Source organism: Micromonospora sp. URMC 103 (assembly GCF_051386435.1).
GTDB lineage: Bacteria > Actinomycetota > Actinomycetes > Mycobacteriales > Micromonosporaceae > Micromonospora.
This window is the reverse complement of sequence record NZ_JBPQTR010000005.1, coordinates 2399783-2425308: the sequence shown is the minus strand read 5'-3', so window position 1 is coordinate 2425308 and position 25526 is coordinate 2399783. Positions and strand designations below refer to the sequence as shown.

The 25526-nt window shown below is 74.0% G+C and carries 25 protein-coding genes; 14 read left to right on the top strand and 11 right to left on the bottom strand.

Features of this window, described 5'->3' with window-relative positions; all coding sequences use genetic code 11:
* Nucleotides 1-3: 3 nt before the first annotated feature.
* On the bottom strand, nucleotides 4-1812 hold the full coding sequence (locus tag ACSNOA_RS24360; RefSeq protein WP_436661719.1) for an AMP-dependent synthetase/ligase: 1809 nt from the start codon (nucleotides 1810-1812) through the stop codon (nucleotides 4-6).
* 164 nt (nucleotides 1813-1976) lie between these two features.
* Between ACSNOA_RS24360 and ACSNOA_RS24355 the strand changes: the two genes are divergently transcribed.
* The 6 genes from ACSNOA_RS24355 to ACSNOA_RS24330 all read left to right on the top strand — a co-directional run bounded on the left by ACSNOA_RS24355 (nucleotide 1977) and on the right by ACSNOA_RS24330 (nucleotide 7275).
* The gene (locus ACSNOA_RS24355; protein WP_436661717.1) at nucleotides 1977-2432 is read left to right on the top strand and encodes an SRPBCC family protein; all 456 of its coding nucleotides are present in this window, start codon (nucleotides 1977-1979) and stop codon (nucleotides 2430-2432) included.
* Nucleotides 2433-2472: 40 nt separating this feature from the next.
* The gene (locus tag ACSNOA_RS24350; protein ID WP_436661715.1) at nucleotides 2473-3120 is read left to right on the top strand and encodes a hypothetical protein; all 648 of its coding nucleotides are present in this window, start codon (nucleotides 2473-2475) and stop codon (nucleotides 3118-3120) included.
* Between the two features lie 70 nt (nucleotides 3121-3190).
* Entirely contained in the window at nucleotides 3191-4138 is a 948-nt protein-coding gene (locus ACSNOA_RS24345; protein WP_436661713.1) for an ROK family glucokinase, read from the top strand.
* A 10-nt stretch (nucleotides 4139-4148) separates the two neighbouring features.
* The gene (locus ACSNOA_RS24340; RefSeq protein ID WP_436661711.1) at nucleotides 4149-4856 is read left to right on the top strand and encodes an endonuclease/exonuclease/phosphatase family protein; all 708 of its coding nucleotides are present in this window, start codon (nucleotides 4149-4151) and stop codon (nucleotides 4854-4856) included.
* 97 nt (nucleotides 4857-4953) lie between these two features.
* Nucleotides 4954-6354: a flavin-containing monooxygenase gene (locus ACSNOA_RS24335; protein WP_436661710.1), complete on the top strand. Its 1401-nt coding sequence runs from the start codon at nucleotides 4954-4956 to the stop codon at nucleotides 6352-6354.
* Between the two features lie 108 nt (nucleotides 6355-6462).
* Nucleotides 6463-7275 carry an alpha/beta hydrolase gene (locus ACSNOA_RS24330; RefSeq protein ID WP_436661708.1) on the top strand — a complete coding sequence of 271 codons (813 nt, stop codon included), beginning with the start codon at nucleotides 6463-6465 and terminating at the stop codon, nucleotides 7273-7275.
* Between the two features lie 2 nt (nucleotides 7276-7277).
* On the opposite strand, the gene ACSNOA_RS24325 is transcribed toward ACSNOA_RS24330, so the two are convergent.
* Complete coding sequence (locus ACSNOA_RS24325) at nucleotides 7278-8759, bottom strand: alpha,alpha-trehalose-phosphate synthase (UDP-forming) (protein ID WP_436661707.1); 1482 nt, start codon at nucleotides 8757-8759, stop codon at nucleotides 7278-7280.
* Between the two features lie 155 nt (nucleotides 8760-8914).
* Nucleotides 8915-9760, bottom strand: coding sequence for a DUF308 domain-containing protein (locus ACSNOA_RS24320; RefSeq protein ID WP_436661706.1), 846 nt, complete (start codon nucleotides 9758-9760; stop codon nucleotides 8915-8917).
* 502 nt (nucleotides 9761-10262) lie between these two features.
* Here ACSNOA_RS24320 and ACSNOA_RS24315 point away from each other — a divergent pair.
* On the top strand, nucleotides 10263-10955 hold the full coding sequence (locus ACSNOA_RS24315) for a lysophospholipid acyltransferase family protein (RefSeq protein ID WP_436662434.1): 693 nt from the start codon (nucleotides 10263-10265) through the stop codon (nucleotides 10953-10955).
* Between the two features lie 10 nt (nucleotides 10956-10965).
* Here ACSNOA_RS24315 and ACSNOA_RS24310 read toward each other — a convergent pair whose 3' ends face one another.
* Complete coding sequence (locus ACSNOA_RS24310; RefSeq protein WP_436662433.1) at nucleotides 10966-14442, bottom strand: ATP-binding protein; 3477 nt, start codon at nucleotides 14440-14442, stop codon at nucleotides 10966-10968.
* 138 nt (nucleotides 14443-14580) lie between these two features.
* Here ACSNOA_RS24310 and ACSNOA_RS24305 point away from each other — a divergent pair, with 138 nt between their 5' ends.
* On the top strand, nucleotides 14581-14826 hold the full coding sequence (locus ACSNOA_RS24305) for a hypothetical protein (protein ID WP_436661704.1): 246 nt from the start codon (nucleotides 14581-14583) through the stop codon (nucleotides 14824-14826).
* A 108-nt stretch (nucleotides 14827-14934) separates the two neighbouring features.
* On the opposite strand, the gene ACSNOA_RS24300 is transcribed toward ACSNOA_RS24305, so the two are convergent.
* Nucleotides 14935-15627 (bottom strand): Crp/Fnr family transcriptional regulator, encoded by a 693-nt coding sequence (locus ACSNOA_RS24300; RefSeq protein ID WP_436661702.1) that lies wholly within the window; start codon nucleotides 15625-15627, stop codon nucleotides 14935-14937.
* Between the two features lie 411 nt (nucleotides 15628-16038).
* Here ACSNOA_RS24300 and ACSNOA_RS24295 point away from each other — a divergent pair, with 411 nt between their 5' ends.
* From ACSNOA_RS24295 to proC, 4 genes are all read left to right on the top strand, one after another.
* Nucleotides 16039-16536 carry a polyadenylate-specific 3'-exoribonuclease AS gene (locus tag ACSNOA_RS24295; protein ID WP_436661701.1) on the top strand — a complete coding sequence of 166 codons (498 nt, stop codon included), beginning with the start codon at nucleotides 16039-16041 and terminating at the stop codon, nucleotides 16534-16536.
* Between the two features lie 87 nt (nucleotides 16537-16623).
* Nucleotides 16624-17124: a pyridoxamine 5'-phosphate oxidase family protein gene (locus tag ACSNOA_RS24290; protein ID WP_436661699.1), complete on the top strand. Its 501-nt coding sequence runs from the start codon at nucleotides 16624-16626 to the stop codon at nucleotides 17122-17124.
* A 164-nt stretch (nucleotides 17125-17288) separates the two neighbouring features.
* On the top strand, nucleotides 17289-18317 hold the full coding sequence (locus tag ACSNOA_RS24285) for a 6-phosphofructokinase (protein WP_436662432.1): 1029 nt from the start codon (nucleotides 17289-17291) through the stop codon (nucleotides 18315-18317).
* A 72-nt stretch (nucleotides 18318-18389) separates the two neighbouring features.
* The gene (proC, locus tag ACSNOA_RS24280; protein ID WP_436661697.1) at nucleotides 18390-19208 is read left to right on the top strand and encodes a pyrroline-5-carboxylate reductase; all 819 of its coding nucleotides are present in this window, start codon (nucleotides 18390-18392) and stop codon (nucleotides 19206-19208) included.
* 39 nt (nucleotides 19209-19247) lie between these two features.
* Here proC and ACSNOA_RS24275 read toward each other — a convergent pair whose 3' ends face one another.
* A complete protein-coding gene (locus ACSNOA_RS24275) occupies nucleotides 19248-20540 on the bottom strand; it encodes an exo-beta-N-acetylmuramidase NamZ family protein (protein ID WP_436661695.1) in 1293 nt (430 codons plus the stop codon).
* A gap of 203 nt (nucleotides 20541-20743) precedes the next feature.
* Between ACSNOA_RS24275 and ACSNOA_RS24270 the strand changes: the two genes are divergently transcribed.
* A complete protein-coding gene (locus ACSNOA_RS24270; RefSeq protein ID WP_436661693.1) occupies nucleotides 20744-21976 on the top strand; it encodes a hypothetical protein in 1233 nt (410 codons plus the stop codon).
* Between the two features lie 59 nt (nucleotides 21977-22035).
* On the opposite strand, the gene ACSNOA_RS24265 is transcribed toward ACSNOA_RS24270, so the two are convergent.
* Both ACSNOA_RS24265 and ACSNOA_RS24260 read right to left on the bottom strand, forming a co-directional pair.
* Nucleotides 22036-22710: a class F sortase gene (locus ACSNOA_RS24265; RefSeq protein ID WP_436661692.1), complete on the bottom strand. Its 675-nt coding sequence runs from the start codon at nucleotides 22708-22710 to the stop codon at nucleotides 22036-22038.
* On the bottom strand, nucleotides 22707-23555 hold the full coding sequence (locus ACSNOA_RS24260; RefSeq protein WP_436661690.1) for a DUF4397 domain-containing protein: 849 nt from the start codon (nucleotides 23553-23555) through the stop codon (nucleotides 22707-22709). The genes ACSNOA_RS24265 and ACSNOA_RS24260 overlap by 4 nt, the downstream gene beginning before the upstream one ends.
* A 143-nt stretch (nucleotides 23556-23698) precedes the next feature.
* On the opposite strand from ACSNOA_RS24260, the gene ACSNOA_RS24255 reads away from it, so the two are divergent.
* Nucleotides 23699-23896 carry a hypothetical protein gene (locus tag ACSNOA_RS24255; RefSeq protein WP_436661688.1) on the top strand — a complete coding sequence of 66 codons (198 nt, stop codon included), beginning with the start codon at nucleotides 23699-23701 and terminating at the stop codon, nucleotides 23894-23896.
* A gap of 55 nt (nucleotides 23897-23951) precedes the next feature.
* Here the strand turns inward: ACSNOA_RS24255 and ACSNOA_RS24250 are convergent, their stop codons facing one another.
* The 3 genes from ACSNOA_RS24250 to ACSNOA_RS24240 all read right to left on the bottom strand — a co-directional run bounded on the left by ACSNOA_RS24250 (nucleotide 23952) and on the right by ACSNOA_RS24240 (nucleotide 25494).
* Entirely contained in the window at nucleotides 23952-24632 is a 681-nt protein-coding gene (locus tag ACSNOA_RS24250; RefSeq protein WP_436661687.1) for an NADPH-dependent F420 reductase, read from the bottom strand.
* A 209-nt stretch (nucleotides 24633-24841) separates the two neighbouring features.
* Nucleotides 24842-25333 (bottom strand): glutathione peroxidase, encoded by a 492-nt coding sequence (locus ACSNOA_RS24245; protein WP_436661685.1) that lies wholly within the window; start codon nucleotides 25331-25333, stop codon nucleotides 24842-24844.
* Nucleotides 25330-25494, bottom strand: a complete 165-nt coding sequence (locus tag ACSNOA_RS24240; RefSeq protein WP_436661683.1) for a hypothetical protein — start codon at nucleotides 25492-25494, stop codon at nucleotides 25330-25332. The genes ACSNOA_RS24245 and ACSNOA_RS24240 overlap by 4 nt, the downstream gene beginning before the upstream one ends.
* Nucleotides 25495-25526 lie beyond the last annotated feature (32 nt).

Here is a 25526-nt window from a genome sequence, read left to right as displayed (position 1 = left end):
TAGTCAGCCCCGGTAGATCTCGGCGATCTCCGCCGCGTACGACTTGTGCACGACCTGGCGCTTGACCTTGAGCGACGGGGTCAGCTCGCCGGTCGCCTCGGTGAAGTCACGGGGCAGGATCCGGAAGACCTTGATGGCCTCGGCCTTGGAGACGGCCTGGTTGGCGGCGTCGATGGCCTTCTGGACCTCGGCGCGCAGCCCCTCGTGCCCGCGCAGCTCCGCCACCGGCGTGTCGGCGGGCAGGCCGGCCGACTCCAGCCACCGGGGCAGCGCCTCCTCGTCGAGGGTGACCAGGGCCGCCACGAACGGCTTCTGGTCGCCGACGACGACGCACTGACTGACCAGCGGGTGGGCCCGGACCTGGTCCTCCAGCACGGCCGGCGCCACGTTCTTGCCGCCGGCCGTCACGATGATCTCCTTCTTCCGGCCGGTGATGCTGAGATAGCCGTCGTTGTCGAGCTGGCCTAGGTCGCCGCTGCGGAACCAGCCGTCTCCGGTCAGCGCCTCGGCGGTGGCCTCCTCGTTGTGCCAGTAGCCCTGGAACACCAGGTCGCCGGAGATGAGGATCTCGCCGTCGTCCTCGATCCGGATGCTCACGCCGGGCAGCGGGCGGCCGACGCTGCCGATCCGGGTGGCCGACACCAGGTTCGCGGCGGCGGCGGGGCCGGTCTCGGTGAGCCCGTAGCCCTCCAGCACCGTGATCCCGATGCCGCGGAAGAAGTGGCCGAGCCGGGCGCCGAGCGGGGCGCCGCCGGAGATGACGTCCCGGCACCGGCCGCCAAGCGCGGCGCGCAGCTTGCGGTAGACCAGCCGGTCGAAGACCGCGTGCTGGGCCCGCAGCGCCAGGCCCGGCCCGCCCGGGGTCTCCAGGGCCTCGCTGTACGAGATGGCGACCTGCTCGGCCCGGGCGAAGACGCCGCCCTTGCCGTCGGCCTCGGCCTTCTGCTTCGCCGCGTTGTAGACCTTCTCGAACACCCGGGGCACCGAGAGCACGAACGTGGGGCGGAACTCCTGCAGCTCCGCCACGAGGTTCTTGGTGTCGGCGCAGTGCCGCATGGTGGCCCGGGCGTGCACGACGCCGATCTGGATGAGCCGGGCGAACGCGTGCGCGAGCGGGAGGAAGAGCAGGGTGGAGGCGCCGGGGTTGAACAGGTTGGGCAGCACCGGCACGGCGTTGGCGATGTCGGCGTACATGTTGCGGTGGGTCAGCACGCAGCCCTTGGGCCGGCCCGTGGTGCCGCTCGTGTAGATGATGGTGGCCACGTCGGAGGAGCGCAGCGCGGCCCGGCGCCGGTCGATCTCCGCGGGGTCGACCGAGGCGCCCGCGGCGACCAGGTCGTCGACGCCGCCGAGGTCGATCTGCCAGACCTGGCCGAGGTCGGGCAGCCGGTCCCGGACGCCGGCCAGCAGGGTGGCGTGCGCGTTGCTCTCCACCACGCAGGCGACGGCGCCGGAGTCGGAGAGGATCCAGGCGGCCTGCTCGGCGCTGGACGTCTCGTAGATCGGCACGGTTACGGCGCCGGCGGACCAGATCGCGTAGTCGACGAGGGTCCACTCGTAGCGGGTGCGGCTCATGAGCGCGATGCGGTCGCCGGGCCGTACGCCGGCCGCGACCAGGCCCCGGGCCACCGCCACGACCTCGTCGCGGAACTGCCGGCAGGTGACGTCGGTCCAGGCCGGGCCGTCGGCGGCCCCGGTCGGCCGGACGAACTGCACGGTGTCGGGAGCCGCCTCGGCGTTGTCCCAGACGGGGTCCGTGAGGTTGGCGGCGTCGCCGACGGTGACGATCGGCGGGACGGAGAACTCGCGCACCTGCACTCCCTCGTGCTCGCACTGGCCGGGCGGGCCGCCACCACGGGTCGGCTCTGTCGAAACCTACCCGGACGGTCGATCCGGTGCCGCAGGCAGGTTGCCCGCCAGGGCGTGGCGGGGGGCGGGACGGCCCCGGCCCGCCGCGTGCCGGGTAGCCTCCCCCCATGGCGGACTCCTCCACGCAGTCGATCGTCGTCGGCGCGCCACCGGAGCAGGTGGCGGCCGTCATCTGCGACTTCGCGCGCTACCCCGAGTGGACCGAGGCGGTCCGCCGGGTGGAGGTCGTCGAGGAGTACGAGGACGGCTACGCGAGCCAGGTCCGCTTCACCATCGACGCGGGCGTGATGGCCGACGAGTACGTGCTCGCGTACGAGTACGCGGAGGACCTGACCCGCATCGAGTGGCACCTCGTGGCGCCGTCGAGGATGCAGCGGGCGCAGCGGGGGTCGTACGACCTGGTCGGAAACGCCGACGGCAGCACCACGGTGACCTACACCCTGGAGGTGGAGCTCTCCGTGGGGATGCTGGGGATGTTTCGCCGCAAGGCCGAGAAAATGATCATGGATACCGCGTTGAAGCAGCTGAAGCGCCGGGTAGAAGCACCCGGTGCGGCGCAGTGACGCGTCCGGCGGCCCGGCCGCCACGGTAGAGGAGCCGACCATGGTGGCAACGGATCCGGGCTCGGCCCGGGAGGAGGCGGAGCGACTCGTCGCCACGCTGCTGGCGACCGCGCGGCTGACCGCCGCCGGCCCGACGGCGGGGCCGTGGGGTCCACTCGGCGGGATCGTGGCCGGTGTCCTCGGTCACAGCGCCCGCACCGGTGGCTTCGCCGCCCCGGGTGGGGCGGGTTTCGCCACGGGCTCACCCGAATGCTGTGTCTGCCCGGTCTGTCGCGGTATCGCCGCGTTGCGCGACCCCAGTCCGGAATTCGCCGAGCGACTCGCCACGGGAGCGGGCGATCTGGCCGCCGGAGTGGCGAGTCTGCTGCGGGCGTTCGCGTCCGCGAACCCGCCCGCCGAACCCGGGCCGGAGGCCCCGGTGACGGCCCCGGGCGGTGCCGAGGATGATCTCGTGTGGCGCGAGGCCACCCGCAGCGGGCATGATTCTCAGCCGGCGTCGGAGGGGGACGTGTGGTCCGCCGCGACCCGGGCGGACGAGACGTCCGTCCCGGCCGCCGCCGCGCCGCCCGTCGGGGAGACCGGGAAGGCCGCACCGGCGGCCGACCGGACACCGGCCGACCGACCCGTGGTGCCCGCCTCGCGAGCGCCCGGAGACGCCGGTGCGGACGCGCCCGCCGACGGCGCCTGACCAGGGACACCCGGCACTCACCGGCCACGCCGGTGCGCGGCGGACAGCACAGCAGAGGGGAGCGGCAGCGGTGACGCTGACCATCGGAGTGGACGTCGGTGGCACGAAGGTCGCCGGCGGTGTCGTGGACGACACCGGCACGGTGCTCGTGCACACCCGACGGGACACTCCCGCCGATGACGTGGCAAGGACCCGGGACGTCATCACGGAGCTGGTCGGCGAGCTGGCCGCCGGGCGGGAGATCGAGGCGGTCGGCATCGGCGCGGCCGGCTGGATCGACGCGAGCCGCTCCACCGTGCTCTTCGCGCCGAACCTGGCCTGGCGGGACGAGCCGCTGCGGGACTACGTGAGCAACAAGGTCGGCCTGCCGGTGATCGTCGAGAACGACGGCAACGTGGCCGCCTGGGCCGAGTTCCGCCACGGCGCGGCCCGGCACGCCGACGACTCGATGGTCATGTTCACCATCGGCACCGGCGTCGGCGGCGGCATCGTCCTCGGCGGCGAACTGGTCCGCGGCGCGCACGGCATCGCCGCCGAGCTGGGCCACATGCTGACCGTGCCGGACGGCCACCAGTGCGGCTGCGGCCGGCTCGGCTGCATCGAGCAGTACGCGAGCGGCAGCGCCCTGGTGCGCTTCGCCCGCGCCGCCGCCCGGCAGGAGCCCCAGCGGGCCGCCGCGCTGCTGGAGCTGGCGGGCGGGGACGCCGAGGCGATCACCGGGCCGATGGTGACCGCCGCCGCGAAGGCCGGCGACCCGGTCTCCGCCGAGTCGTTCGCCCAGGTCGGTCGTTGGCTCGGCACCAGCCTGGCGGACATGGCCCAGATCCTCGACCCGCAGGTGCTCGTCGTCGGCGGCGGCGTCATCGACGCCGGAGACCTCCTCATGGGTCCGACCCGGCGGTCGTACATCGAGTCGCTCGCCCAGCGCAGCCGGCTCCCCGTCGCCGAGATCCGCCCCGCCGAGCTGGGCAACCGCGCCGGCGTCATCGGCGCCGCCGACCTCGCCCGCCGGATCTGAAGGCGAGCCCGTGACCCGAAGCTCCGGTGTGCCGCTGCGCGTGGTCTCGTACAACATCCACAGCCAGCGGGACGACACGGCCGCGCTGGCCGAGGTGGTCCGGGCCGCGGCCCCGGACGTGGTGATCGTGCAGGAGGGGCCGCGGCGGTTCCGCTGGCGGCAGAAGTCCGCTTCGCTCGCCGACGCGTTCGGCCTGGTGGTCGCCGCCGGAGGGCTGCCGGCGCTCGGCAACCTGCTGTTGACGAGCCTGCGGGTCCGGGTGCTGGCCACCCGGTGCCAGCGCTTCCCGCTCACGCCCGGGCGGCACCTGCGCGGCGCCGCGTACGCCGAGTGCGCGGTGGCCGGCGGCGCCCGGTTCACCCTGGCCGGCTCGCACCTGTCCACCGACCCCGCCGAGCGCCCCGCGCAGGCCGCCCTGTTCAAGCGGGAGCTGGACGCGGCGGGCCTGCCCGTGGTCGCCGGCGCCGACCTCAACGAGGGGCCGGACGGCCCGGCCTGGACGACGGTGGCGCGCGGGCTCACCGACGCGGCGGTGGCGGCGGACCGTGCCGACCGGCTCACCTACTCCTGCGCCGACCCCCGGCGGCGGATCGACGCGCTCTTCGTCGACCCGCGGGTCACGGTCGTCGACTACGACGTCGTGGACACCCCGGCCACGCGCCGGGCCAGCGACCATTTCCCGGTCCTGGCCGACCTGCTGCTGCCGGTCACCGACTGACCCGTCGCCTCCCACGACCGGGGCTGGACAACCGGCTCCGATGTGGAGAGGATTTCGCGGCGACCCGGCACCCGTGCCGCACAAAAGGAGATACCCGGTGTCCACCTCCACCGACCGGCCCGATCCGGAGGCGACGACGCTCGCCCTGAGCCGCGACGGCCGCCCGGTCTCCGACCGGGGCGACACGGTCTGCGTCATCGGCGCCGGGGCCAGCGGCCTGACCGCCGTGAAGAACCTCCGGGAGCACGGCTTCGGCGTCGACTGCTACGAGCGGGAGACCGGCGTCGGCGGCGCGTGGAACTGGCGGCACGACCGCAGCCCCGTGTACGCCAGCACGCACCTGATCTCGTCCAAGCCGTTCACCCAGTTCCCCGACTTCCCGATGCCGGACTCCTGGCCCGACTACCCGCACCACGGCCGGCTGCTGGCCTACTTCGAGCGGTACGCCGACCACTTCGACCTGCGCTCGCACATCTGGTTCGGCACCGAGGTGATCCGGGTCGAGCCGGTCGAGGGGGATCGCTGGGACGTCACCACCCGCAGCACCGGGGGGTACGGGCCCGAGCGCACCTCGCGCTACGCGGCCGTGGTGGTCGCCAACGGGCACAACTGGTCGCCGAAGCTGCCCCGCTACGAGGGCCTCGAGGAGTTCCGCGGCGAGGTCATGCACGCCTCGTCCTACAAGGATCCGGCGCAGTTGCGCGGCAAGCGGGTGCTCGTGGTCGGCGCGGGGAACACCGGCTGCGACATCGCCGTGGAGGCCGCCCAGCAGGCCTCGCACTGCTGGCACTCCACCCGGCGCGGCTACTGGTACGCCCCGAAGTACGTCCTCGGCCGTCCCGCCGACCAGGTCAACGACAGGCTGCTCGCGCTGCGGGTGCCGCTGCGGGTGCGGCAGTGGCTCTACCACTGGACGCTGCGCCTCACCGTCGGCGACCTGACCCGGTTCGGCCTGCCGAAGCCGGACCACCGCGTCTACGAGACCCACCCGATCGCCAACAGCCAGCTCGTCTATTACGTGGGGCACGGCGCCATCACTCCCGTGCCGGACGTCGCCCGATTCGGCCCGTACGGGGTGGAACTCACCGACGGCCGGCGGATCGACCCGGAGCTGGTCGTCTTCGCGACCGGCTACCTGCCGCGCTTCGAGTTCCTCGACCCGAAGGTGCTGGGCGACGACTCGGGGACCGGCCGGCCGACGCTCTGGCTCAACGCGTTCGCGCCGGGCCACCCGACCCTGGCCGTGCTCGGGCTGCTGCAGCCGGACTCGGGCCTGTTCCCGCTGTCGCACTGGCAGGCCGTGCTCTTCGCCCGGCTGCTCCAGCAGCGCCGGGCCCGCCCCGAGCGGGCGGCCGCGTTCGCCGCGTCGGTCGAGGCCCGGGCCGGCGAGCGCTACTCCGGCCCGGTGAAGGACAGCAGCCGGCACTGGTTCGAGGTGGGGCACGTCGACTACCTGCGGGCGGTCCAGCGCGCCCTCGACACCCTGGAGGGCAAGTGAGCGCGAGGAGTGAGCTTGCGAGCCCCGCAGTCGCGAACGAAAGGTTGGCTCGGTGAGCGCGAGGAGTGAGCTTGCGAGCCCCGCAGTCGCGAACGAAAGGTCAATGCCGTGAGCACCGTGCGGATCGTGCGGGGGCGGGAGTGGGCGCGGCCGGTGCGGCCGGCCCGACGTGAGGTGCGCAGCGCCACCCCGGAGCTGGAGGAGGGGCGTCCGCCGCTGCTCTTCGTCCCCGGTTACGGGCACGGGGCGTGGGTGTTCGCCGAGCACTGGCTGGGGCACGCCGCGTCGCGGGGCTTCCCGGCGTACGCGGTGAGCCTGCGTGGGCACGGCGACAGCGATCCGGCGCCGGAGGCGTCGCTGCGGGCGTACGTCCACGACGTGGTCCAGGTGGCGGCCGGCCTGCCGCGCCAGGCGGTGCTGGTGGGGCACGGCGCGGGGGCGCTCGTCGTGTCGCACGCCCTGTCGCGTTACCCGGCGCGGGCGGCGGCGCTGGTCGCGCCGGTCCTCGGCGGCTGGGGGACGTTCGCGACGGCCCTGCGCCGCAATCCGGCGGGCACACTGCCCGCGGTGGTCGGCGGGCGGCTGCGGCTCAGCCGTGCCCAGCTGTTCAGCCGCGAGCTGCCCGAGGGGGAGGCCCGCCGGTACGTGTCCGCGCTGGGCCGGGCGAGCCGGCGCGCGCAGTGGCAACTGCTCGGTGGGCCCGACCCGGAGCCGGCGGTGGGTGACCCGCCGGTGCTGGTGCTGGGCAGCCCGGACGACCGGGTCGTGCCGGCCTCCGCGCTGACCCGGGCGGCGCGCCGCTACGGCTCGGCGCCGCTGCTGTTCCCCGGGATGGGGCACGACCTGATGCTCGACGCCCGCTGGCGGGAGCCCATCGACGCCCTGCTCGACTGGCTGGACAAGGCGCCCGCGGTTCGCTGAGGTCAGGCGCCGGTCCGGCCCTCGGCCGCCGCGGCCGACCGGTCGCGCTGGGCGGGCGGGGCCGAGGCGTCCGCGCTGGTGAGCCGGTCGACCAGCACGTCGGTGCGGTCCAGCGCGTTGAGGTACGCGCGCACCCAGGCCCGGATGTCGTGTTCGTGCAGGTGGGCGCGCATGGCGCGCATCCGCTCGCGGACGTCGGTCGGCGCGGCGTGCAGCGCCGCCAGCAGCCCCTCCTTCAGCCCTTCCAGGTCGTGCGGGTTGACCAGGTACGCCTGGGGCAGCTCGGCGGCGGCGCCGGCGAACTCGCTGAGCAGCAGCGCCCCCGTGTCGTCGACGCGGGCGGCCACGTACTCCTTGGCGACGAGGTTCATGCCGTCGCGGAGTGGGGTCACCGCCATCACGTCGGCGACCCGGTAGAGGGCGGCCAGCTCGGCCCGGTCGAACGGCTGGGTGAGGTAGTGGATCGCCGGCTCGCCGACCCGGCCGAACTCGCCGTTGATCCGGCCGACCTCGCGCTCCACCCGCTCGCGCAGCTCCTGGTACTGGCCGACCCGTTCCCGGCTCGGCACGGCGACCTGCACGAGCACCGTGTCGCGGACCTTGACGTGCCCGCTGACCAGCAGCTCGCGGTACGCCTTGAGTCGCTGCTCGATGCCCTTGGTGTAGTCCATCCGGTCGACGCTGAGGATGACGTGCTCGGGGCGGCCGAGGTCCTGCCGCAGCCGGCTGGCGCGGGCGGCGACGTCGGGCCGGGCGGCCAGCGCGGCCATCTCGGCGGTGTCGATCGAGACCGGGAACGCCCCTATGCGCACCACCCGGCCGTCGATCCCGATGCGCCGGTCGGTGGCCGGCAGGTCCAGCACCTTGGCCACGAGCTGCGCGAAGTTGTGGGCGGCCTGGGCGCGCTGGAAGCCGACCAGGTCGGCGCCGAGCATGCCGCGCAGCAGCTCGGCCCGGCGTGGGAGCTGCATGAACAGTTCCGGCGGCGGGAACGGCACGTGCAGGAAGAACCCGATGCGCAGGTCCGGCCGCAGCTCCCGGAGCAGGGCTGGCACGAGGTGCAGGTGGTAGTCCTGGACCCAGACCACGGCGCCCGGCTCGGCGACCTCCGCGACCGTCTCGGCGAAGCGCCGGTTGACCCGCTGGTACGCCTCCCACCAGCGCCGGTGGTGCTGCGGCTGCTCGACCGCGTCGTGGTACAGCGGCCAGAGGGTCGCGTTGGCGAACCCCTCGTAGGAGTCGCGCAGGTCCTCCGGGGTGAGCGGGACGGGACGCATGCGTACGCCGTCGACGTCGGGCAGGGTGGGGACGGGCCCGACGCTCCCGGCCCAGCCGACCCAGGTGGCCGGGGTATGTCGGAGCAGCGGGTGCAACGCGCTCACCAGCCCGCCGGGGCTACGCCGCCACTCGCAGGCGCCGTCCGGGGCGATGCTGTCGTCGATGGGCAGGCGGTTGGCGACCACCACGAGGGAACTGTCTCGCATCTCGGGCATTCCGATCAGCAGGGACTGACCGCCCACGAGCCAGGAACAACCGGTCAGTCAGCGGAGGAAGTGACGTACGGCGGTATTCCTACTGACCGTAAGTTACACCACTGTCACCACGGCCACCCGCCGAGGCGTCGCAGGCCGTACGCGGATCAGACGACGGCGCCGTCGTCCGGGTCGCGCTCGTCGTCGTCACCGCCGGGACGCAGCCGCCAGATGAGCGTCACGAAGCCCGCGAGGATGCCGGTGAAGCCGAGCAGGGTGACCACCGAACGGTCCACCGGAAGCAGGGAGGGGAAGAGGAACAGCACGAAGCCCAGCACCACGCCGAGCACACCGACCACGGCGTACTTGGAGAACCGGGGCAGCGGGGGAGGCGGAGGCGGGGTGTAGCCCTCCTCCTCGTCGTCGTCCGGCAGGTCGGCGCCGAAGGTGTCCAGCCCGTCGAGCAGCGACGGCTCGTCCGTCCGGTCCGTGCGCCCCACCGAGACGCCCGAGAGGTCGGCCGCGTAGGGCAGCCGACGGACGTCGGTCGCGGTCGGCCCGGCCTCCTCGGTGCCGGGCCGGGTCAGCGGGCCGCCAGCCGGCTCGGCCGGGTCGTCGTCGATGTCCTCGGCCGCCGGCCAGGGGTTGTCGCCCGCGGTGGGGGTGGCGTGGAAGCCTGCCACGATCCGGGCCCACTCGGCTTCGATGTCCGGCTCGTCGGCGCGGGCCGGCTCGGGGGAGACCTCGTCGGCGAGCTGGTTGAGGTAGTCGCGTGCCGTGGTCAGGTGGGTGCGGTCGACGTAGAGCCGGTCGACCGGCCGCGCCGGGACGGTGGTGGTGCGGGTGACCGGGTTGAGATCGGCCGACGGTTGGAGGTACGCGGCGATGCCGCCCGCGGCCAGCACGTCCAGCAGGTGCTCGCCGACGCGCGGATCGACGTCGCCGGCGACGGCGTACTCGCTCGCGTCGAGCCCGTTGTCCCGCCGTCCCCGGCGGGCCCCACCCGCTGACACCGGACACCCTCCTCAACGCGCCTGTGGCGCGACCGCCCCAGCCCCCTCGACGCGACACGCGCGCCGTGCCTTGAATCGTGACACGTCCCCACCCGGTTCCGGGAGTGCGTTGTGTCGCGTCTTCCAAAGTCAGCGACCGTCTCGCTGGTCGAGGCGGGGCCTCTTTGTCGGTTTGTGCGAGGAGCGTCAGGAGCCCGCCACGCCGTGGGGGCGTGATCGACTCCGTTTCCCCGATCCGGCGGTTGCCCCGACGTGCCGGACACCCTCACATCGCCGAAGTGGTGTGGATCATGACGCTACCCGACCGCGACGTCCCTACTTGCCGGAAACACGAGTGGATCATGGCGTACCGGGCGATGATGGGCGCACCGGCGGGGGTCGGCGGCCCGGCCGGGCGTCCATTGTGGCGGGGGGCGCGGCTTCGTAGGCTCGTCCGCGACGGCGGTGCCGCCCCCGGACGGGGCACATCGTGCTGTCCGACCGCCACTGGAAAGGGACGCCGGTGCTGTACTGGCTGCTGAAGTACGTGATCCTCGGGCCGCTGCTGAAGCTGATCTTCCGCCCGCAGGTGGAGGGTCTGCACCACGTACCGGAGACCGGCCCGGTGATCCTCGCCAGCAACCACCTGTCCTTCTCCGACTCGATCTTCACCCCGCTCATCGTGCCGCGGCGGGTCACCTTCGTGGCCAAGGCCGAGTACTTCACGGGCAAGGGGATCAAGGGCTGGCTCACCAAGATGTTCTTCGTGAGCACCGGCACGATCCCGGTGGACCGCTCGGGTGGCCGCGCGGCGCGCGCCGCGCTCGACACCCAGCTCAAGGTGCTGCGGGCCGGTGGGGTCGCGGGCATCTACCCGGAGGGCACCCGCTCGCCGGACGGCCGGCTGTACCGGGGGAAGACGGGCGTGGCCCGGCTGGCCCTGGAGAGCGGCGCGCCGGTCGTGCCGGTGGTCATGCTCAACGCCGACGAGATCCAGCCGCCCGGAAAGCTCATCCCCAAGATCGCGCGGGTGCGGATCCGGTTCGGCGCGCCGCTCGACTTCACCCGCTACCGGGGCATGGCCGGCGACCGGTTCGTGGAGCGCGCGGTCACCGACGAGATCATGTACGAGTTGATGGAGCTGTCCGGCCGGGAGTACGTGGACATCTACGCCCAGAAGGTCAAGACCCAACCGCCGACCCCGGTAGCAGCCTGACCCGCGCGGACTAGGTCAGGCCCGCCAGCCGCAGCAGCCCGGTGGCCTCGTTGCGCGCGGCGAACGCGCGCACCTTCTCCTCGGCCGCCCGGGCGCCCACGGGATCGGTCGCGGCCAGCGGGTCGACCGACAGCGCGGTCGTGATGATCTCGTCGGTGACGTCGGTCATCCGGGCGTAGCTCTCCGAGGCGGTCCGCATCAGGTCGGCGGCGGTACGGGCGTCGCCGGCGTGATGTGCCAGGACGGCGTCGGCGACCCGGGCGGCCGCCCGGGCCCACGGGGTGGTCCGGGGCGCCCGCCCGAGCAGCCCCCGCACGAGCCGGGCCGCGTCGGCGCCGAGCACACCGGCGACGTGACCGACGGCCGGCACCCACTCCGCGAACGGGATCATCCGGGTGCGCCGCCAGTCCTCGTCGAGTTCGCTGAGCAGCGCCATCGCCTCGTCCCGGCGGCCCTCCACGGCCCGGCAGAGCGCCGCGTGGGCCAGCGTGGAGCGCAGCACCCGGTGGAAGCCGCTGCGGCGGGCCGCCGCGAGCGCGCGCTCGACGAGGTCTAATCCGTCACCGCCCGGCTCCGGCGGGCCGACCGGCCGTACGGCGCCCAGCCCGCGCATCCACCCCGACACCGCGACGATGTGCAGGTCCCACTCCGCCGTCGGCCGGCGCGTCGACTCGGCAGCCATGACCAGCGCCGACGTCCACTCGCCCGCGTAGTAGGCGCGGGCCCACTGGTCGGCGAAGCTGGTGGCGAGACTGTGCTCGCCGCCCAGGTCGATGGTCCGCTGCTCGTCGACGAGCCGGGCCGACCCCGCGAGGTCGCCCTCCTCCTGCAACGCCCAGGCGAGGTTCTGCACCGCGCGGCGGCGGCTGGCCAGCCGCTCCACCCGGCAGTGCTCGGTCACCTCGGCCAACTCCGCGTACGCCTCGCCGGAGCCGGACATGTAGCGGGCCACGGCGAGGGTGATCCGGGCGTTGGCCTGCGCCTCCCGGAGCTGGAGCCGTTCGGCGAGCGCGGCCGCCGTACGGGCCGCGTCGCAGGCCGGCTCGGTCTCCGCGTTGAGCATGTGCACCCGGGCGAGTTCGAGCAGCGCGCCCGCCTTCTCCTGGCTGTCCGGCAGCTCGGCGTAGAGACCGATGGCCCGGTCCAGGCAGTGCAGGGTGGCGGAGCGGTCGGCCCGGCTCCAGGCGGCGGTGGCCAGCAGGGTCCAGGCCCGGGCGGCGCCCGTCCGGTCGCCGTCGTCGGTGAGCCGCTCGGCGAGGCGGGTGAGCGTGTCCGTGCCGCCGTCGACCAGGAAGGCGTCGTTGTCACGGTAGAACGCCAACTCGGCGTCGAGCAGCTCCAGCGCGGGATCGGGTGGGAGGTCCAGTGCGCGGGCCCGGCCGACCAGCGTGGCCGCGGTGTCCAGCGCGTGCAGCTCGTACGCCCGCCGGGCCGCCCGGTGCAGCGCCTGGCGGGCCGCCGGGGCGTACGGGGCGGTGTCCAGGCCGACCGTCCGCGCGATCTCGTGCGCCGCCCAGCGGTGGTTGGCCAGCACCTCGGCGAGGTCGTGCTGCCGGCCGTCGGCGATCTGCTCCAGCCAGTCGGCGGTGCGCTGGTGCCGCAGCACCCGCTCCGCGCGGGGCAACCGCTGGTAGCAGACGTCGCGCACCAGGATGTGCCGGAACCGGTACTCGGACTGGCCGGGCATCGTCGAGGCCAGCTCGTACACCAGGTCGCGGCGCTGGAGGCGGTTGAGCGCGCGCTCGACCCACTCGACCGGCCGGCCGAGGGCGGTCGCCACGGGCGCCGCCCAGAACTGGACCCCGACCACCGCGGCGGCGTGGAGGACGGCCCGGTCGGCCGGGTCCAGCAGGTCGAGCCGGTTCGCGATGACCGCCTGCACGGTGCGGGGCATCTCCGGGCCACCGGCCAGGTCGACGGCGCCGGCCGAGTTGACCGGGTCGAGCAGGCCGCCGTCGAGCAGCATCCGCGCGTACTCCTGGGCGTAGAGCGGGTTGCCGTCGGCGAACTCGATGAGCGGGGCGCGTTTGGTGGCCGGCAGCGTCGCCTGCCCCAGCAGCAGCGAGTAGAGGGTGTCGATGTCGGAGTCGTGCATGGGCGGGACCGAGATGGACATCGCGCCGCTGATCGTGCCGGTCCACGCCGGGTGCCGCTCCCGCAGCTCCGGCCGGGCGGTCGCGACCACCAGCAGCGGCACGCCGCGCGCGGCCGCCCCCAACTGCTCGACGAACGCGAGCATCGCCTGGTCCGCCCAGTGCATGTCCTCGAAGACGAGCACGGTCGGCCCGGCGTCGGCCAGCACGAGGAGGAACCGCCGCCACGCCGCCTCGGTCTCCGCGGGGGTGAGCCGCTCGCCCGGCACCCCGAGCAGCGGGCCGATGGCCTCGGCCAGCCGTACGGCGTGCGGGTCGGCGAGTTGCGCGAGCCGGGACCGCAGCCGGTCGCGCAGGGTCACCGGGTCCGCCTCGGGTGCCCCCACCCACGCCTTCACGATGTCCGTCAGCGCGGCCCAGGTGACGTTCTCGCCGAACGGCGGGCAGTTTCCCACGAGCCACGTGATGGGCGGCCCGGGGAGGCTGGCGGCGTGCCGGGCCAGCTCGCGCAGCAGCCGGCTCTTGCCGACACCGGCCGGGCCGAACACCGTCACGAGCTGGGACGTGCGCTCATTCACCATCCGGTGCAGCGCGTTGACGAGCAGGCCGCGTTCGTGTTCCCGGTCCACCATGGGGGTGAGCTCGGCCGTCCGGGGGTCGCGGTGCGCCCGGACGCGCTGCGCCAGCCAGATCCGGCTCACCGTCGTACGCCCCTTCAGCGTGACGGGCGGCCGGTCGGCGTACTCGAGTTCGTGGCGCGTGGCCGACCAGGTGGCCTCGTCGACCACGACCCCGCCGGGCGGGGCCAGCGACTGCAGGCGGGACGCGGTGTTGACCACGTCGCCGGTGACGAACGCCTGGCCGCCGTCCTGCGTCGCCGAGAGGTCGACGAGGGCCTCGCCGCTCGCGATGCCGACCCGGAAGCTGAGCGGCGGCTGCCGTCCCGCGGGCTGGCGGGCCAGGTTGCGCTGGAGTTCCAGCCCGGCGCGTACGCACCGCAGCGCGTCGTTGTCGGTGGCCACGGGCGCGCCGAACAGCGCCATGACGGCGTCGCCGATGTACTTCTCCACGACACCGCCGTACTGGTGCACGATCCGCCGGACGGTGGCGAAGTAGGCCTGCTGGAGGCCGCGCGCCTGCTCCGGGTCGGCCCGTTCGGCGTACGTCGTGAAGTCGACGATGTCGACGAAGAGGACGCTGACCTGCCGGCGGTCCTCCTGGATGACCACCACGTGGTCGCGCAGCGGCTGCCCGCAGCTCGTGCAGAAGTTGGCCTCGGTGCTGTTGGCGTGCCCGCAGTGCGCGCAGCCGACGGCGAGCGGCTTACCGCATCCCCCGCAGAACCGGTCGTCCGGTCCAGCCGCGCGCGCGCAGTGTCCACACTTGAGGTCGATGTCCAGCTCCCGTGGGCGAGAGAGCCCAGTATCCCGGCGGCCCGGCCCAGTCGGGTACCCGACGTGCGGGCGGGCCTCGCGACCGATCGGTCGGGGCTAGTGTTCCGTACCAGGAAGTTTCACGTCAGGGAGAGTGCCGTGCAGGTGCGACTGTCCACTTCGTGGACCGATCCGGGTGGCAGGATATGGGCTCCGGGGGACACGGTCGACGTCGACGCGGTCATTCTCGCCGAGCTTGAGGAGCAGGGCATGGTGGAAGAGCCCGAGGGCAACACGACCGGGTCGGGGGAGACCACGACCCCGCCGAGCGCGCCGAAGCCGACCGACCCTACGAAGATCGGCCCGGGGCCGGGTGCCCCGCCGGCCGACGACACGCGCGACTGACCGACCGGAGCGGGGCCGGTGGGCGACTGCCCGCCGGCCCCGTCCGTCTGTCCGTGGTCGACCCGGATCCCCGGTGTGGGCGCGGGGATCCCGGGGTCCGAGCCGGCGTCAGCGCTCGTTCATGCCGGCGCGGCGGCGCAGCGCGGCCACGTCGGTCACCACGATCCGCCGCCCCTCGGTGCGCAACCAGCCCCGGTTGGCGAACGAGCCGATCGCCTGGTTGACGCTCTGCCGCGACCCACCGGCCATCTCGGCAAGCTGGCTCTGGTTGAGCTCGATGGTGATCATCGGGGCCTGGCTCTCACCGGCCAGGCGGACCAGGGTCTTCGCCACCCGGCCCGGCAGGTCGAGGAAGACGTGGTCGGCGTTCTGCTCGGTGAGCCGGCGGATCAGGCCGCCGAGCGAGCGCATCACCGCGTCGAGGATGCGCGGGTTGGAGTGGACCAGCTCCATGAACGAGCCCCGGGACAGCGCGAGCGCCGTGCAGTCCTCGATCGCCTCGGCGGACGCCGATCGGGTGGACGCGTCCAACAGGGACACCTCGCCCAACACGTCCGGCGGCCGGATCACCGACAGCACCGCCCGCTCGCCCGTCGGGGCCGTGCGGAAGACCGCGACCGCGCCGCGGCGCAGCACGATCAGCGACTCGCCGGGGTCGTTCTCCACGAAGAGCAGCTGGCCCTTGCGGTACGTGCGCGGAACGGCGGCCGCGATCACCCGCTGCCGCACCTCCGGCTCGAGCCCGGCGAACATCTCCACACCGGTGAGCGCGTCACCCGGCTCCGGCAGGCGAACCTCCACGGCCCAACCCCTCCCCGGTCAAGGACCACAACTCGCGCACCGGTGAACCTGACGGCCCCTGACGTGGGTGAACGGACACCGGTTCGGCGCCGGTAGCGGTACACATCAGATCATGACGGTCCTGTCGCTTGCTGTACACCCCTCAAATCACTTCCGTGACAGCCCCCGACCGGCGCGGGTCCCATCCTGGGATGGCGGATCCACCCGGTGGGGCCTGGGGAGGGTGTATCCGGCCGCGGCCGGCCGCGGGACTCGGGAGCGTCTCGCGGCCGGCCCCGGCGTGGGGGCGGGTCGCGGTCGGCCGCCGCGTCGCCGCGGAAGCACACCCGACGGACCACCGGTCGAGCGCGGCGAGGCTCGGGTGGAGCCCCGACGGTCGCGGCGGGTCGGCGGTGGGCGAGGATGGCGGTGATGGTCTACCGCTATTTCTACGACTGCGAGTTCATCGAGGACGGCCTCCGCATCGACCTCGTCTCGATCGGCGTGGTCGACGAGAACGGCCGCGAGTTCTACGCCGTCTCCACGGAGTTCGACGACTCCCGGGCGATTCCGTGGGTGCGCCGCAACGTGCTGGACCGGCTGCCCTCGCCGGCCGACCGCGCCTGGCGCTCCCGGGAACGCATCCGCGACGACCTGTACGACTTCCTCGTGGAGCCGATCCGGGACCGGCCGAGCGAGCAGCTCGAGCTGTGGGCCTGGTACGCCGCGTACGACCACGTGGTGCTCGCGCAACTGTGGGGGGCGATGCCGGCGCTGCCGCGCGAGATACCGCGGTTCACCAAGGAGCTGCGGCAGCTCTGGGACGACCGGGGTCGACCGCCGCTGCCGGAGGCCGAGGCGGCCCGGCACGACGCGCTGGTCGACGCGCGGCACAACCTGGCCCGCTGGCGGGCGATGACCTCCCGCTGAGCGGCGGGCGCCGGAAAAGGCGGCGTCTCATGGTTTGGCCGGTTCTGTCCGGGGCACCGCCTCGGACGAACCGGGAGGAGTAACACCATGAGTCAGGAGCCGTCCCGCCACGACGCCCGTCGCCGCGTCACCGAGCTGATCCGCGACGCCCGGATCGGCATGCTGACCACGATCGCCCTCGACGGCCGACAGGTGAGCCGGCCGATGGGCCTCCAGGAGGCCGAGTTCGACGGCAAGCTGTGGTTCTTCGCGTACGCCGACTCGGCCAAGGTCCGCCAGATCCGCGTCAACCCGGAGGTCAACGTGGCGTTCTCGGACCAGCGCCACCACGCCTGGGTGTCGATCTCCGGCACCGCTACCGAGGGTTACGACCGGGCGCGAGCCGAGCAGCTCTGGAACCCGCTGCTGAAGACCTGGTTCCCGGACGGGCCGACCACGCCCGGCCTGACCCTCATCAAGGTGCACGTCAGCTCCGCCGAGTACTGGGACTCGCCGGGCGGCGCGGTGGTGAGCCTGCTCGGCCTGGCGAGGGCCGCGGTCACCGGCCAGCGACCGGAGCCGGGGGGAAAGCGCGAGGTCCGGTACTGAACGCGGCTGCACCCCGGTGGGGTGCGCGTCGCCATCGTGGGGCGGGCGGACTACAGTGCGCAGTGACGGCCCGCCCCGGGCCGGCAACGGCGCCGACGGTCTGATTCGACACCTATCCTGGGGCAAACCGGGCTTACCTGATGCTCCAGGAGGATGAGCAGATCATGCGTATCGGCGTGCTCACCGGTGGCGGCGACTGCCCTGGTCTCAACGCGGTCATCCGCGCCGTGGTCCGTAAGGGCGTGGCCACGTACGGTCACGAGTTCGTGGGCTTCCAGGACGGTTGGAAGGGCCCGCTGGAGGGTCTGTCCAAGCCGCTGGGCATCGCGGAGGTCCGGGGCATCCTGCCGCGGGGCGGCACCATCCTCGGCTCGTCGCGGACCAACCCCTTCAAGATCGATGGTGGCGTCGAGCGGATCAAGGAGAATCTCGCCGCGCAGGGCGTGGACGCGCTGATCGCGATCGGCGGCGAGGACACCCTCGGCGTCGCCACGAAGCTGCACGAGCTGGGCGTCAACGTGGTCGGCGTGCCGAAGACCATCGACAACGACCTGGGCGCGACCGACTACACCTTCGGCTTCGACACCGCCGTCAACATCGCCATGGAGGCGATCGACCGGCTGCACACCACGGCGGAGAGCCACCACCGCACCCTCGTCGTCGAGGTGATGGGCCGGCACGCCGGCTGGATCGCCCTGCACGCGGGCCTCGCCGGCGGCGCCAACGTGATTCTGCTGCCCGAGCGGGCGTTCGACGTCGAGCAGGTCGCGGGCTACGTCGAGAAGCGCTTCCAGCACCAGTACGCCCCGATCGTCGTGGTTGCCGAGGGCGCCCAGCCGCTCGAGGGCCAGATGGTCCTGCAGAACCAGGAGCTCGACGCGTTCGGCCACGTCCGCCTCGGCGGCATCGGCCAGTGGCTGGCCGAGCAGCTGGAGGCGCGGACCGGCAAGGAGGCCCGCACCGTCGTGCTGGGCCACATCCAGCGCGGCGGCACCCCCACCGCGTTCGACCGGGTCCTCGCCACCCGCCTCGGCCTCCAGGCGATCGACGCCGCGCACGAGGGCGACTGGGGCAAGATGGTCGCGATGCAGAGCACGGACATCGTGCGGGTGCCGCTCGCCGAGGCGACCCGCGAGCTGAAGACCGTGCCGCTGGAGCGGTACGCCGAGGCCGAGGTCTTCTTCGGCAGCTGATCGACCGGCACGGCGTCGCGGCCGGCCGCACGGCCCGCCGCGACGCCGCCTGCCGAGAAGGAGGTACGGCGGATGTCAGCCCGGGTGCATACGGTCGCCGTGATCGGCGCCGGCAAGATCGGCGAGCTGATGCTCTCCGGTCTGCTCCGCTCCGGCTGGCCGGCGGACCGGCTGCTGGCCACCGCCCGCCGGCCGGCCCGCGCCGAGGAGCTCGCGGCCCGCTACGGCGTGCGGGTGGTGGACAACCTCGCGGCGGTGGACGAGGCCGAGGTGCTGGCCGTGGCGGTCAAGCCGCAGGACGCCGGCGCGCTGCTCGACGAGATCGGGCCGAAGGTGCCGGCCGACAAGCTGGTGATCTCGCTCTGCGCCGGCCTGCCCACCGCGTTCTTCAACCGGCGGCTGCCCGAGGGCACCCCGGTCGTACGGGTCATGACCAACACCCCGGCGCTCGTCGACGAGGCGATGACGGCGATCTCGGCGGGCGCCCACGCCACGGGGGCGCACCTGGCCCTCGCCGAGGAGATGTTCAAGCCGCTCGGCGCGACCATCCGCGTCCCGGAGTCCCAGCAGGACGCCGTCACGGCGCTCTCCGGCTCCGGCCCCGCGTACTTCTACCTGCTGGTCGAGGCGATGATCGACGCGGGCATCCTGCTCGGGCTGCCCCGTCAGGTGGCCCACGAGCTGATCGTGCAGACGGCCATCGGTTCGGCGGTCATGCTGCGGGACTCGGGGGAGCACCCCGTGAAGCTGCGCGAGGCGGTCACCTCGCCCGCCGGCACCACCATCTCCGCCGTGCGCGAGCTGGAGAAGCACGGCGTACGGGCGGCGCTGCTCGCCGCGCTCGAGGCCGCCCGGGACCGGGCCCGGGAACTCGCCGCCCAGGCCGACTGACCGGGTGGGGGCGGGCGGACCCGCCCCCGTGCCGGTGCGTCAGTAGAGCAGGTGCGGACGGCGGCGGCGCTCGAACGCGGCCAGCTCGCCGGCCCACGCGCCGACCACGTCGTCCACGTCGGCGCCCGCGTCGATCATCGTGCGCAGTCGCGGCGACCCGGTCAGCTTGTCGATCCAGAACGGCCGGGCCGCGTCCCACGAGTCCTGCCGCCAGGCGAACGCCGGGTACTTGTGCGCCTCGACGAGCATGGCGACGGCCGTGCGGATCGGGTCGTACCGCCCCCGGTCCACCACCTTCACCTCGACGCCCGCGCACAGCTTGTTGAGCAGCGCCGGCTTCTGGCCGGCCGAGGTGGGCGTGAAGTACGCCTCGCGGAACTCGACGCCCGGCAGGTCGCGGGCGTTGAGCCGGTCCGACCAGTGGTAGTCGAAGTCGTCGGCCGAACCGCCGATCAGCTCGAACGGCCGGCAGGTGCCGCGCCCCTCGGTGATGGAGGCGACGCCCTCGAACAGGCCGGTGCCGGGATAGACGAGCGCGGTGTCCGGGGTGGGCATGTTGGGGCTGGGCATCACCCACGGCAGGTCGGTGTCCTGGGCCAGCACGTCGCGCTTCCAGTGCCGGCACCGCACGACCTCCAGCTCGACGGTGCGGCCGACCTCGGCGGGAAGGAACTCGGCGTTGAAGTACCGGGCCAGCTCCCCGACGGTCATCCCGTGCTGCTGGACGATCTCCTTCAGTCCGACCCCGGAGGTGTAGGGGGTCGTCATCATGGGCCCGCGGGCACGCCCGCCCACCGGGTTCGGCCGGTCCAGCACCACGTACCGCTTGCCGGTCAGGGCGGCGGCGGCCATCGACGTGTACATCGTCCAGATGTACGTGTAGAAGCGGACGCCCACGTCCTGGATGTCGAAGACCAGGGTGTCCACGCCGGCCTCGGCGTACATGCTCTCCCACTTGGCCCGGGAGGCGCCGTACGCGTCGTAGACGGTGATGCCGGTGCGGGCGTCGATGCCGGTGCCCTCGCTGCCGCCGGCCTGGGCCGAGCCCCGGAAGCCGTGTTCGGGGCCGAAGGCCGCGGCGATCCGGACCGCGCCGGAGGCGTGCATGAGGTCGACGAGGTGCCGGTAGGCGGAGTCCACCCCGGTCGGATTGGAGATCACACCGACCCGCTGGCCGGCGAGTTCGGAGAAGTTGGACCGGACCAGCACGTCGAGGCCGGTCTCGACCCGACGGATGCCGGGCGCCGCCACTCCGGGCGAGCCGGGGCCCGCCGCCGCGACCGCTCCCGCGGTGACCGCACCCGCGCCGGCCAGGAATCGTCTGCGCTCCATGGTCCCACCTCCCGTCGGTTGCTCGAAACTTAGCTACACGTGGATGCCTCGTCAAGGAAGGTTAGCTACAAACAGGGGTACGCGGGACGGCGTGCCGGCCGCCATACTGGCGACGTGGTGACCCTCGCCCGGGCCCGGCACCCGGTGTCGCCCCGGCGTCCGTGGGGCGGGCCGGTGTGACGGCCGGCCCGTCGCGTCGTGTGGTGCGGGGCCTCCTGCCGCATCCGGGCTGGGTCCTGGGTGCCGCGGGTGCCGCGCTGCTGCTCACCCTGCCGCTGCTGACCGCGAGCCGGCACTCGGGTTGGCGGGCGGACCTCCGCACGGTGACCACCACCTCGGTCGTGGTGGCCTCGGCCGGCGCGTTCCTGCTGGCGGCCCGGTACGCCGCCCGTCTCCCCGCGGGCCGCTACCCGCTCCGGCTCGCCGTGGCGCTGGCCGGGGCCGGGTCGCTCGCGGGCGGCTACCTCGCGGCCGCGTACGCCTATCACCGCCTGGTCGTCCCGCTGGAGGTCGACGGTGCGCTGCACGGCCTACCGGGGCGTGGGCTGGTTCTCGCGCTGGTGGCCGCGGCGTTCGGCGTCGCTCTCGGTGCGCTGTGGCGGCGTCCGGCCGTCCTCGTGGCGCTGCTGGTGCTGCTGGCGGTGGGGGAGCCGGTGCTGCGCGGCTGGGCCGGGTCCGGGCCGTTCTCGGCCACCCGGTCATGGCTCTTCGGGGTCGGGCAGCCGCACGACGTGCCGGGCTGTGTGAGCCTGGCGCCGTCCGAGTGCGTGACCTGGACGTACCGGTACTGGCCGGCGGGGCTGGTCCTCGCCGGCAGCGTGCTGGTCGCGCTGCTCACCGCCGCCGCGGTGGACAGCCGCTGGCCGGCCGAGGAACCGGCGGACGCCGGCTCGGCCACGGACACGCCGGCGGGCCGCGCGGTGCCGGGCCGGCGAAGGTACGCGCTCGCGGCCGGGCTCGTCGTCGCCGGGCTGGTGTTCACGCCCGTGGTGCTCGGGACCGGCGCGCAGCAGGCGACCAGCTACGTCGCCGAGGGCATCGGGAGCAGTGCCCCGGTCGGATCGCCGGCCGAGGTGCCCGTCCCGGAGCCGGGGCGGTTGGCGGTCTTCGCCGTGGGGCTGGTGGACGTCGACGACTGCCACGCCGCGTCAACCGAGGGCTCGCGGGTGGAGTTGTCGCCCGTTCTCGGCACCGTCCGCTACGGCGACGGCATCAGCTACCGCTGGGTGGGCACCTTCCGCTTCCCCGCGCCCGGGCGGTGGACCGTCACCTGTGGCGGCGGGGTGGGCGAGTACCTGGTGGCCGGAGTCCCCCGCGTCGGCGGGCTGATCGGCCGTCTCGTGGAGGCGCCCCGACCGGTCGGGTGGCTGCTCGGCGCGCTGCCGGGCCTGCTGGTCGCCGCGCACACCGTGGTCGCCCGGCGCCGCCGGGCATGACCCGGCCGGTCGCCGTGTGTGCCCGGCGTCTCGCCACCGAATCTCCGGGCGGCGGGACGTCAACCGGCCGGCTCGGCGACCGCGAAGACCACCACGTTGTCGGTGTAGTGGCCCCGCCGCCGGTCGAAGTCGCCGCCGCAGGTCACCAGGCGCAGCTCCGGGCCGGGCGTCGGGCCGTACACGGCCTGGGTGGGGAACCGGTCCTTGCGGGTGCGCAGCGAGCCGGTCACGCGGAACACCAGCCGCTGCCCGCCACGCCACACCTCGACCGTGTCGCCCGGGCGCAGCTCGCCGAGCCGCGCGAACACGGACGGCCCTCGGCGCGAGTCCAGGTGGCCGGCGAGCACGGCCGGCCCGGGGTCGCCCGGCGCCGGCCCGCCGCCGTACCAGCCGGCCACCGCGAAGTCGGCGGGCGGCGCCAGCGCGCCCGCGCGGTCCAGCCCGAGCACCGCGAGGGCGGAGTCGACAGCGATCCGGGGAACGCGTACGCGGGTCGGCTTCCCGCTCGGCGCGGACCGCGCGGGCGGCGGGGTGACCGACGGGCAGCCCACGGCGCAGCCCGGCCGCCACGCCGCCGCAGGTGGCGTGCCGGTGGCGGGCGGCGTCCCCGTGGTGGCCAGCCCCACCCCGGTCCCGGCGGCGAGGCCGAGCGCGGCGCCGAGCACCACAAGCGCGGCGGCCGGTGCCCGCCGGCGCCGGTGCCGCCGGATCGCCGGACCGCGCCGCTCGTTCACCAGGTGCTACGCCGGCGTCGCAGCAGCCCCAGGCCGGTGGCCAGCGCGAGCACGGCCAGCGCGGCGGTGACCACGGGATACGCCCCGCGGCCGGTCGCGGCTGTGCCGCCCGCGCCGGCCTCCACGCCGCCCGCCGGCACCACGGTGCCGCCCTGGGCGTCGCGTCGCAGCTCGGTGGTGAGGCCGTCCTTCCCGTCGAGCACCAGCAGGGAGTAGACGGCCCCGCCGGCGAGCCGGACCTCGGCCTGGGTGGTGGGGCCCCCGGTCGCCGACAGGCGCAGCCGCCAACGGCCGGGGTCGACGAGCTGGTAGTCGGTGGTGGTGGCGAAGTGCACGCCGTCGGCGATGGTCGGGCCGTCGGCGGCCGCCACGTCGAGCACCGGCGCGCGCACCGAGGCCTGGACGACGCGGACCTTGGCCCGGCCCCCCGCGGGGGCGCTCAGGTCGTCGTGCAGCACACGCAGCCCCAGGTCCGCGTAGCGCCCGACGCCGGCGACCGTGTACGCCTTGCCGCCGGCCACCGCGACCTCGGTGGTGAGCACGGGTGGCTCGCTGGCCGGGTCGCCCGCCTGGCGCATCGCCACCGCGTACCGGCCCGCCGGCAGCGACAGGTAGTCGGAGACCACGCCGTAGCCCACGCCGGGAAAGACCCGCGGCTCGTCGCTGTCGGGCGCCGCGAGGTAGACGTCGACGCTCGGGGTGTCGGGGGAAAGGTGGGCGAGCCGGACGTAGCCGACGGCCGCCGCGCTCGCCGGCGCCGCCGTGGTGGGAAGGAGCCCGGCGCCGAGCAGGAGTGCTCCGGCTCCGGCGAGCAGGCGGCGCGGCGCGGTACGGAGCAGGTGCATGTCGCCTCCGGGGGGTGCGTCCGGTCACGGGATGCGTCCGTCCGACAGCGTCCCGTGAGCGGGACCGGGATGCAACTGTCACCGGATCGACACGCCGCGAAGTCGCCCGTTATATCTATCTCCACCGTTCCCTGCGGACCCTGGTGGACGACATCACCCCCAACGCCGCGCTCGCCGCCGGCTTCACCTTCGCCGACGTCCGCGCGCAGTTCGTGGGCCACCAGTTGTGCGGCTACGGCGAAGTGGCTGCACGCGCTGAACATCACCAACCTCGGCGTCTCCTACCACCCGACGGCGGCCGGCCAGTCGGGCGGCTACTACCCCGCAACGCCGCCGGTTGAGCGACCGCCCGGTGGGCGTGCGTCCGTCGGGCGCGCCCACCGGGCGCCACGGTGTTCAGGCGGGCGAGCTGGCGGCGTCGAGCGCCGCCCGGACCCGGTTGGCGTCGGCGGGGGCCGCGTGCTCCCAGTCGTCCGGCCGGGCACTGTAGATCACCCCGTACGCCGGGGTGCCCGGCTGGTACCGCCAGCCCTCGGCGAGCCGACCGGCGTCCACGGCGTCGTATCCGATCCGGTCCAGGAAGTCCGTCGTCGCGGCCTTCGCGTCCGCGTCGTCGCCCGCGATGGGCAGCGCGCTGCGGTCGGCCGCACCCGCGGGACGCGGCAGGACCGCCAGGTGCCGGAAGTTGATGTTGTTGAAGACCTTGACCACCCGTGCGGCGGACAGGTGCCGCTGGAGCAGCTCGCTGCTCGTGGTGGCGTTCGAGTCCAGCTCGGCGATCTGCCCGTCGCGCTGCGGGTAGTAGTTGTTGGTGTCCAGCACGACCTTGCTGACGAGCGGCTTCGCCGGCACGTCCGCGTACGCCCGCAGCGGGACGCTCACCACCACGAGGTCGCCGGCCTGCGCCGCCTCCGGGGGCGTCGCCGCATGGGCCCGCGGGCCCAGTTCCTCCACCAGCTCGCGCAGCGTCTCCGGTCCACGCGAGTTGCTGAGCACCACGTCGTAGCCGGCGGCCACCGCCAGCCGTGCCAGGGTGCCGCCGATGTTCCCGCTGCCGATCAGTCCGAGCGTCGCCATGTCAGCCGCCAACTCCGTCCACCGTGGCCGAGTTCCGCACCGACGGCGGACCGGGCCGGGCCCGTGGTGCGCGGGTGGACCGGCCGGGAGGCGGGCCCACCTGGGACGGGGCCGGAAAGCCCGGCCGGGTCCCGGCTCACCGTACCGGCGGTGGCCGCGTCCCGCCCGGGTCGCCGGGATGCGCCACCCTCCCGGGTGTCCGGAGGAACTCAGGCGGCGGGGAGCACCTTCTCGACGGCAGCGCGCAGCTCGGCCGAACCGGGCTCCACCGTCGGGGCGAACCGGGCGGCCACCGTGCCGTCCGGGGCGACCAGGAACTTCTCGAAGTTCCACCGGACGTCGCCCGTGTGGCCCTCGGCGTCCGGCGTCTCGACCAGCGCGGCGTAGAGCGGGTGCCGGCCGGGCCCGTTGACCTCGACCTTCTCGGTGAGCGGGAAGGTGACGCCGTAGTTGACCTGGCAGAAGTCGCTGATCTCGGCGGCGGTGCCCGGCTCCTGCCCGGCGAACTGGTTGCACGGCACGCCGAGCACCACGAGACCCCGGTCGGCGTACTCCTCGGCGAGGGCCTGCAGGCCGGCGTACTGCGGGGTGAGGCCGCAGCGCGAGGCGACGTTGACCACCAGGAGCGCGCGCCCCCGGTACTGGGTGAGGTCGGCCGACCCGCCGTTCAGGGCGCCGATCGGAATGTCGAAGACGGTCACGGCCCGAGGCTACCCCAGCCGCCCGGCTCCTCCCCGGCGCCTTCGTTGATCATGAGGTCTTCGGCGCCGGGGGAGATCGAGTACGCCGCAAACATCATGATCGCGGTCGCGAGTGGCCTGGTGACGGCGATGTTTTCGACGGTTGCCAGGAATCGAAACATGCACATCTTGACGAAGTGATGACGGCGTGAGT

Bases quoted from the DNA above. Each gene is read 5' to 3' on its own strand.
- ACSNOA_RS24355 (WP_436661717.1), top strand. From the start codon at position 1,977: ATGGCGGACTCCTCCACGCAGTCGATCGTCGTCGGCGCGCCACCGGAG.
- ACSNOA_RS24350 (WP_436661715.1), top strand. From the start codon at position 2,473: ATGGTGGCAACGGATCCGGGCTCGGCCCGGGAGGAGGCGGAGCGACTC.
- ACSNOA_RS24325 (WP_436661707.1), bottom strand. From the start codon at position 8,759: ATGCGAGACAGTTCCCTCGTGGTGGTCGCCAACCGCCTGCCCATCGAC.
- ACSNOA_RS24295 (WP_436661701.1), top strand. From the start codon at position 16,039: ATGGTCTACCGCTATTTCTACGACTGCGAGTTCATCGAGGACGGCCTC.
- ACSNOA_RS24290 (WP_436661699.1), top strand. From the start codon at position 16,624: ATGAGTCAGGAGCCGTCCCGCCACGACGCCCGTCGCCGCGTCACCGAG.
- ACSNOA_RS24285 (WP_436662432.1), top strand. From the start codon at position 17,289: ATGCGTATCGGCGTGCTCACCGGTGGCGGCGACTGCCCTGGTCTCAAC.
- proC (WP_436661697.1), top strand. From the start codon at position 18,390: ATGTCAGCCCGGGTGCATACGGTCGCCGTGATCGGCGCCGGCAAGATC.
- ACSNOA_RS24275 (WP_436661695.1), bottom strand. From the start codon at position 20,540: ATGGAGCGCAGACGATTCCTGGCCGGCGCGGGTGCGGTCACCGCGGGA.
- ACSNOA_RS24260 (WP_436661690.1), bottom strand. From the start codon at position 23,555: ATGCACCTGCTCCGTACCGCGCCGCGCCGCCTGCTCGCCGGAGCCGGA.
- ACSNOA_RS24250 (WP_436661687.1), bottom strand. From the start codon at position 24,632: ATGGCGACGCTCGGACTGATCGGCAGCGGGAACATCGGCGGCACCCTG.
- ACSNOA_RS24240 (WP_436661683.1), bottom strand. From the start codon at position 25,494: ATGTTTCGATTCCTGGCAACCGTCGAAAACATCGCCGTCACCAGGCCA.